This is a genomic window from Micromonospora sp. NPDC049049 (assembly GCF_040649115.1).
In the GTDB taxonomy this organism is placed as follows: Bacteria; Actinomycetota; Actinomycetes; order Mycobacteriales; family Micromonosporaceae; genus Micromonospora.
Genome location: NZ_JBEZEX010000055.1, coordinates 1 through 6,752, shown reverse-complemented (window position 1 = coordinate 6,752; position 6,752 = coordinate 1). Strand labels below are relative to the sequence as shown.

Sequence of the window (6,752 nt, the reverse complement as noted above, 5' to 3'; positions counted from 1 at the left end):
GCTCGCGAGCTCACTCCTCGCGCTCACCGGCCACCCACCCTTGGGGCCGTCGCCAACCGGGCCACGTCCCGCAACACCTGGTCCAGGCTGCCGGCACCGGCCCAGCGCACCACCGGTACGCCATGCTCCCGGAGCTGCCCGATCATGGTCTCCCGGTCCAGGCGCCACAGCCGGTACGCCACCTCGGCCCAACCCCGGTCCTTCGGCGACGCCAGGTCGGTCGGCAAGGTGTCGACCGCCACCACGAACCGCCCACCGCGGGCCAACCGGGCGAGCATCTGCGCCGACCGTTCGTCAAGCAGCGGGGTGAGCACCACCACCAACGCGTCCGACGAGAGCAACTGTGGGCCGAAGACCTGGTCGTACGGTTCGTGTGCGGATGCGTGAACCCGGACGTCGAGCAACCACTCCAGGACGGTCAGGTACTGCCGCCGCCCGGCGGCCGGCCGGAGCCGGCGGGCGGCCGGCCCGTACTCCAGCAGCGAGACCCGGTCACCACGGTGCAGGTAGTGCTCGGCGATCGCGGCGGTGGCCCGGACTGTGGTGTCCAACACCGAGGCGGCACCGTCAGCCCCACCGGAGCGGCCCGCCTCGGCGAGCACGTCGAGCAGCACCACCACCTCCGCGTCCCGGTCGGAGAGAGTGGCGGCCACGTGCAGCTGCCGGGCCCGCAACGAGACCCGCCAGTCGACCCGGCGCAGCCGGTCACCGGGAGCGAAGACGCGTACGCCGGCTAGTTCGCCGCCCTCTCCAGGTCGGCGCGAGTGGTGCGCCCCGACCAGGCCGGCGGCGCGGGGCATCGCCTCGACCGCCTCGAACGGCTCGGTACGGGGGTACACCCGCACCCGTACCGGCTCGGTGATCACCGCGCGGGAGACCAGCAGACCCCCGGCCGTGGCGACCCGCGCACCGGCGGGGCCGACCGGGTGCCGGCCCCAGCGCAGGGCCTTGCCGGCCAGCTCCAGATCCACCGCCGCGCCACTCGGCACCGACGTCACGAACGGTCGGTCCGCGACGGATCGGCGCCTGCCGTCGCCTGGCACCGTCGCACCGGTTCCCGGGATGGCGCTCGGCTCCCCGTCGTCGGCGGCCTCGTCGCGGGCGAAGCCGGCCCGGTCGATCCGCAGCCACTGCGACACGCGGGTACGCGTCACCACCAGGTCGTAGTCGACAGTGTCCGGGTTGCCGACGCTCACCGCCGCAGCCACGTCACCGCCCTCGACCAGCGGCCCGCCGTCACCCTGGGTGATCCACACCTGTGGCAGCGCAGTGGGTCGTCGGCGCAGCGCGTACGCGGTGCCCAACGCGAACGGGGCGGCGAGCACGATGAGGTCCACCCGGCCCAGCAGCACCCCGGCCACCAGCAGCAGGCCGGCGAGCAGCACCGCGCGGCCGAGCGCCGGGGTGGGCGCCCAGCCGGCAGCCGGTTCCGCCTCGGTGGCCGTCGGCACTGTCGGTCCGGTCATCAGTGCCGGGGCCCGCCGGCGGCGTAGCTGGGCAGCGCGCCGCTGGCCGGGGCGGGAGTCGCCTCCAGCACCTCGCCCACCACGAACGCCGGGTCGACCCGGCGCAACCACATCTCCGGACGCAGGGTGATCCGGTGGGCCAGGGCGGGGGCCGCCACCGACTTGACGTCCTCCGGCACCACGTAGTCCCGTCCGCCGAACACCGCGCGGACCCGGGCCAGCAGCAGCAGCGCCAGCGAACCGCGAGGGGAGGCGCCGACCAGCACCGACGGGTGCTCCCGGGTGGCAGCGGTGAGCGACACGATGTAGCGGCCGATGGAGTCCTCCACGACCACGTCCTCCAGTGCGGCCTGCATGGCCCGCAGCGTCGCCGCGTCGACCACCGCCTTGATGTCCGCCTCCTCCCGGCGACGGCTCATCCGACGGCGCAGCACCTCCCACTCCTCTTCGTGCTGCGGGTAACCGAACGAGACCCGCAGCAGGAACCGGTCCAGCTGCGCCTCCGGCAGCGGGTAGGTGCCCTCGTACTCGATGGGGTTGGCGGTGGCCAGCACGTGGAACGGCTCGTCGAGCTTGTAGGTCACACCCTCGACCGACACCTGCTTCTCCTGCATCGCCTCCAGCAGCGCGGACTGCGTCTTCGGCGGCGTCCGGTTGATCTCGTCAGCGAGGAGCAGGTTGGTGAAGACCGGGCCGGCCCGGAAGGTGAAGTCACCGTTGCGCTGGTCGTACAGGAAGGAGCCGGTGACGTCGGCGGGGAGCAGGTCGGGAGTGAACTGCAACCGACGGAAATCCAACCCGAGGGCCTGGGCGAACGAACGGGCGGTGAGTGTCTTACCGAGCCCTGGCAGGTCCTCCAGGAGCACGTGCCCGCCCGCGAGGATGCCGGCGAGGACCAACTCCAACGCGTCCCGCTTGCCGACCACCACGGTGCCGACCGCGTCCAGGACCGCCCGAGCCAGGTGCCCGACCTCGGCGGGGGCAATGCTCCGGTCCACGTCGTTCATCAGATGCTCTCCAGTTCGGCGACGATCACCGCGAGATCGCGCGGCGACGGGGTGCGGCGAGGCGGGGTCTCCAGGAACGTCCACAGGCGGTCACCCAGCAGGACGCGGGCGCGGGCGGGATCCGACTCACGGGTGACGCCGTGTTTCAGCCGCATCCGCTCGTCGGCCAGTTCACCGATCCGGGGCAGGACCACCTCGGTGAAACGTTCGGTTCGGTTCGAGGACCAGTCCAGGGGCCGTTCCCACTGGTTGATGGCGCCACGCAGCGCGTCCCGGGCGTCCCAGTTGTAGCTGCCGTCCTCCTCGCCCGCGCCGGCCCGGCGAGCCGGCGGCGGCGGAGGTGGCGGCGCGAGCAGGGCGGTGACCCGGCGGACCGCCAGCACGGCGAGCACCCCGGCGATCAGTACGGGAAGCGAGACCTGGAGGCCCACCGCGCGGAAGCCGACCAGCAGGACCGCGACCAACGCGGCGGCCCACGCCAGCGAGCGCAGCACCGGACGCCAACGGGACGGGCGCGCCTGCGGACCCGCCGGCGCGGCCTCCTCCTCGAACGCGAGCAGATCGTCGATGCTGGTGCTGCTCATGAGGTCACCGCCGCGGTGAGCTCTCCGCGCAGCCGACCGAGCGCGGCGCGGGCCTGGTCCCGGGTGCGTTCGCCGACCGGGTGGGTGGCGTAGCGGGCCTCCCGGTAGACGTGCGCGAACTCGGCCAGCACATCGGTGCTGGCGATGGCCGGCACGCCCGCCGACGGGTCACCCTGCAACAGTCGGCTGACCAGGTCGGTGGGGGTGTCCCCCGCGAGCCTCGGCACACCGGCCGCAGCGGCGGTCTCCTCCAGGCGCACCCAGCAGGCGATCACCGCCACCCGGGGGTCGGTGTCCCGGTCGTCGAGCTCCACCAGGCCGGCGTCGAGGGCGGCGACCACCTCGCGGGCGGTGCCCTCGGCGGTACGGCGGGCCCGCTGCGCGGGTAGTGCCCGGGTGGTGCGGCGCAGCGCTCCCCGGATCAGGACCCAGCTGAGGTAGCCGAGCGCGGCGAGGATGGCCAGACCGAGCAGGACCACAGCCACGGTGCCGACCCACTGCGGGATGTGCGCCTGGGTGGCCTCGCCGGCGTCGCGGGGCTCGATCGGAATGGACGGCGACGGCTCGACGGTCGGGTACTCGGGAACCCACGGCACGTTGTCCGCGGCCGGCGGGATGCGACTGGCCCCGATCGACGAGTGGGCGGACGCCAGCGCGGCACCGGCGAGCAGGGCCGCGACCGCGCCGACCGGCCACCACCGGCGCAGTAGGCCGAGCACCGGCCGCAGCACACCCGGCTCGGCGGACGGTACCGGTGTGGGCGGGCGTGTTCCGTCTGTCATCGCCACCACCCCACGCGTCGCCTCAGTCCACTCCGGCCAGCTGTTTGGCCTGGCCGAAGACATCGTCCAACATCTCTGGTGTCAACCGCCCGGTGAAGGTGTTCTGCTGACTGACGTGGTAGCAGCCGAGCAAGTCCGGGGCGTTCGTGCCGGACCAGTGTGCCCCATGACCGAACGCCGGTCGCGGGCTGGGCGGGCGCTGCCCGTACACCGCACGGAGCACCGGCCACCACGCGGCCCAGGCGAACGCGCCCAGCGCGACCACGACCCGCAGCGTTGGCCGGATCATCGTGACCTCGCGGTGCAGCCAGGGTGCGCAGGTGTCCCGTTCCAGTGGGGTCGGCTTGTTGTCCGGAGGCGCACACCGGACGGCCGAGAAGATCCGCAGGTCGCGCACCGTGAGCCCGTCGTCGGCGGCGACGCTGGTCGGCTGGTTGGCCAGCCCGGCCCGGTGCAGCGCGGCGAACAGCACGTCACCCGAGCGGTCACCGGTGAAGATCCGGCCGGTGCGGTTGCCACCGTGCGCGGCGGGCGCCAACCCGAGGATGGCGATCCGGGCGTCACCGGTGCCGAAGCCTGGCACCGGTCGACCCCAGTACTCCTGGTCGCGGAAGGCGGCCCGGCGGGTGCGGGCGACCTCCTCCCGCCACTGCACCAGCCGCGGGCAGGCGAAGCAGTCGCTCACCGCCGCGTCGAGGTCAGCCAGGTCGGTCGCCCGCGCTGCGCGGGCGACCACCTGTGCGGGGGTACGCGTCTCAGCCAAGCTTGGCCCGGAAGAGTTCCAGGGTGCGGGCCCAGGCGCTGGCAGCGGCGCGCTGGTCGAACGCCTCCGGCCGGTCGTCGTTGAAGAAGGCGTGCGAGGTGCCCGGGTAGTCGTAGAGGTGGCAGTCGCCGCCGGCCTCCTCGATGGCCCGCCGGGCGGTCTGCACGCCCTCGGCGGCCGAGGTGCCGTCTTCTTCGGAGCAGTGAATGACAGCCGCCTTGCCGGCGTAGTCGGCCCAGTCGGGACGCATCGACTCCCACGGCAGCACGGGATAGAAACCGGCGGTCGCGACGATCCGCTCGGAGATGGTCGCCGACCAGAGGGCCAGGCTGCCACCAGCGCAGAAGCCCACGGCACCGACCTTACCGGTGACCTCGGGCCGCCCGGCCAGATAGTCGGCCGCTCCGGCGATGTCCTTCGCCGCCTCGTCCATCCGCATCGCCAGCAGGAGCCGCTGCGCCTCGTCCGGCTCGCTGGTCGTCTCACCGTGGTAGAAGTCCGGGGCGAGGGCGACGAAACCGGCCTCGGCGAACCGGTCCGCCACCGACCGGATGTGCGGGACCAGACCCCACCATTCCTGAATGACGATGACGGCGGGGCTGGCCGTGCCGCTGGCGGGTATCGCGAGATACCCCTCGCTCGCGCCCCCGTTGCTGCGGTAGCTCACCATTTCGCCCATGGGCCGTCCTCCTAGCGGTCAGTCATCGTTGGCTGGTCGCCCAGTGGTCCTACGTGCCGGTAGCCTGCCACGCCACGCGGCCCTCGGGAAGACGCCGGAACAGTGGCATTCACCTCCTGTTCGCCCCCCGGTGGCTCGGGGTACGCCGACGGCGGCGGGGTCTGCCCCCGCCGCCGTCGATGTCCAGCTACCGCTGTGGTCAGACCTTCTTGGTCAGGCAGAGCACGTAGCCCGTCTTGCCCGGCTCGATGCTGGAGAAGATGTACCCCTCCTGGCCCTCCTTGAAGAACTGGGTGCAGGTGGTGTCGGCCTTCGCCTGCGCCTCGCTCTGGCCGTCCACCCGACCGACCACGTTGTACGCCGCGTCGGTGGAGGTGCACGCCACGACCTTGGCGCCGTCGACCTCCTCCTGCTCGGTGCCGGTGACCTCGGGCAGCTCGGCGATGCAGTCGCCGGTCTTGGCGTCCGCCGTCGCGTCCTTGTTGAAGAAGTTGCCGATCGCCGAGGCGACACCGAACTTCAGGCCGGCGATGACGACGACGACGAGGATCGCGCCGACGATGCCGAGGACCTTCTTCGCACCGGACTTCTCCGCCTTCGGCTCGGTCGCCTGCGACGTCTCGGCCGCCTGAGTCTCGGCGGCTTGCGGCGTCCCGGTCCCCGGCGTGCCGGCCTCTTGCGGCGTCTCGGGGGTCTGGGGCGTCTCGGGGGTCTGGGCCGTCCCGGGGGTCTGGGGCGTCCCGGCCGGCTGGGGCGTCTCGGCGGCTTGCGGCGCCTCGGCGGCGACAGGCGTCGCGGCGGCCGGCTCCGGCTCGACCGACCGCTGCTGGGGCACGGCAGGCTGCGGCGCGGCCGCTTGCGGCGTCTCGACGACCGACTCAGGGTTTGCGGCGTCGGGCGCGGGGGGCGGTGCGACCTGCTCTGGCACGGGGGTTCCTTCCGAGGGGTTGATGAGCAGACGACACCGTAACGATCATTGATTTCCGGTGCCGTCCCGCTCGCCTCGTCCGTTCAGCCATTTCCCAGCATCACCCGCATGATCCAGTTCACACCGTGGTTCAGCTCGTCGGGGTGGGGGTTGGCGTTTCGCTCGACGGCACGCCGGTGGCCGTACCGGTCCCCAGCGGTGGCCCGGTCTGCCCGGCCGTGTCGCCCGGCTCCGGTGGGCTGGTCGGGTCCACCGTGCCGCTCGGGTCCGGCGTGGTTGCCGGTGACACGGCCGGGAGAGGCGCGCCCGGCGCACGTGGCACGAAGGGCGCCTGCTCCGGACAGTACGGGTACGCCCGCAGCGCCTGGTTCACGTAGGCGCCTCCCAGGCAGTCCGGGTAGCCGAGCCGGATCGGATTGCCGTTCTGGTCGAAGAGCCGGGCGTTCTCCACCAGTCGGCCCTCGCTGTCGTAGACGAAGACGTCCCGGACCCGGTCGTACTGGCTGTCGACAGCGGTCGGGTCGTAGCCGTAGTCGCCGTAAC

Annotated in this window: 7 protein-coding genes and 1 pseudogene; all 8 read right to left on the bottom strand. The window is 72.8% G+C overall.

Annotated elements, in window-relative coordinates; translation table 11 throughout:
* Positions 1 to 23: 23 nt before the first annotated feature.
* Positions 24 to 1,466, bottom strand: a complete 1,443-nt coding sequence (locus tag AB0B68_RS31440; RefSeq protein WP_357207099.1) for a DUF58 domain-containing protein — start codon at positions 1,464 to 1,466, stop codon at positions 24 to 26.
* Positions 1,466 to 2,473: a MoxR family ATPase gene (locus AB0B68_RS31435; RefSeq protein ID WP_091394243.1), complete on the bottom strand. Its 1,008-nt coding sequence runs from the start codon at positions 2,471 to 2,473 to the stop codon at positions 1,466 to 1,468. Before AB0B68_RS31435 ends, AB0B68_RS31440 begins: the two co-directional genes overlap by 1 nt.
* The gene (locus AB0B68_RS31430) at positions 2,473 to 3,057 is read right to left on the bottom strand and encodes a hypothetical protein (RefSeq protein WP_357207098.1); all 585 of its coding nucleotides are present in this window, start codon (positions 3,055 to 3,057) and stop codon (positions 2,473 to 2,475) included. The genes AB0B68_RS31435 and AB0B68_RS31430 overlap by 1 nt, the downstream gene beginning before the upstream one ends.
* A complete protein-coding gene (locus AB0B68_RS31425; protein ID WP_357207097.1) occupies positions 3,054 to 3,839 on the bottom strand; it encodes a DUF4129 domain-containing protein in 786 nt (261 codons plus the stop codon). The genes AB0B68_RS31430 and AB0B68_RS31425 overlap by 4 nt, the downstream gene beginning before the upstream one ends.
* Positions 3,840 to 3,861: 22 nt before the next feature.
* Positions 3,862 to 4,575, bottom strand: a complete 714-nt coding sequence (locus tag AB0B68_RS31420) for a uracil-DNA glycosylase (RefSeq protein WP_357264585.1) — start codon at positions 4,573 to 4,575, stop codon at positions 3,862 to 3,864.
* Positions 4,576 to 4,594: 19 nt separating this feature from the next.
* Complete coding sequence (locus tag AB0B68_RS31415; protein WP_357205206.1) at positions 4,595 to 5,281, bottom strand: dienelactone hydrolase family protein; 687 nt, start codon at positions 5,279 to 5,281, stop codon at positions 4,595 to 4,597.
* Positions 5,282 to 5,480: 199 nt separating this feature from the next.
* The gene (locus AB0B68_RS31410) at positions 5,481 to 6,209 is read right to left on the bottom strand and encodes a hypothetical protein (protein ID WP_357264582.1); all 729 of its coding nucleotides are present in this window, start codon (positions 6,207 to 6,209) and stop codon (positions 5,481 to 5,483) included.
* 130 nt (positions 6,210 to 6,339) lie between these two features.
* Positions 6,340 to 6,752, bottom strand: a pseudogene (locus AB0B68_RS31405) (hypothetical protein); the annotation flags it as partial.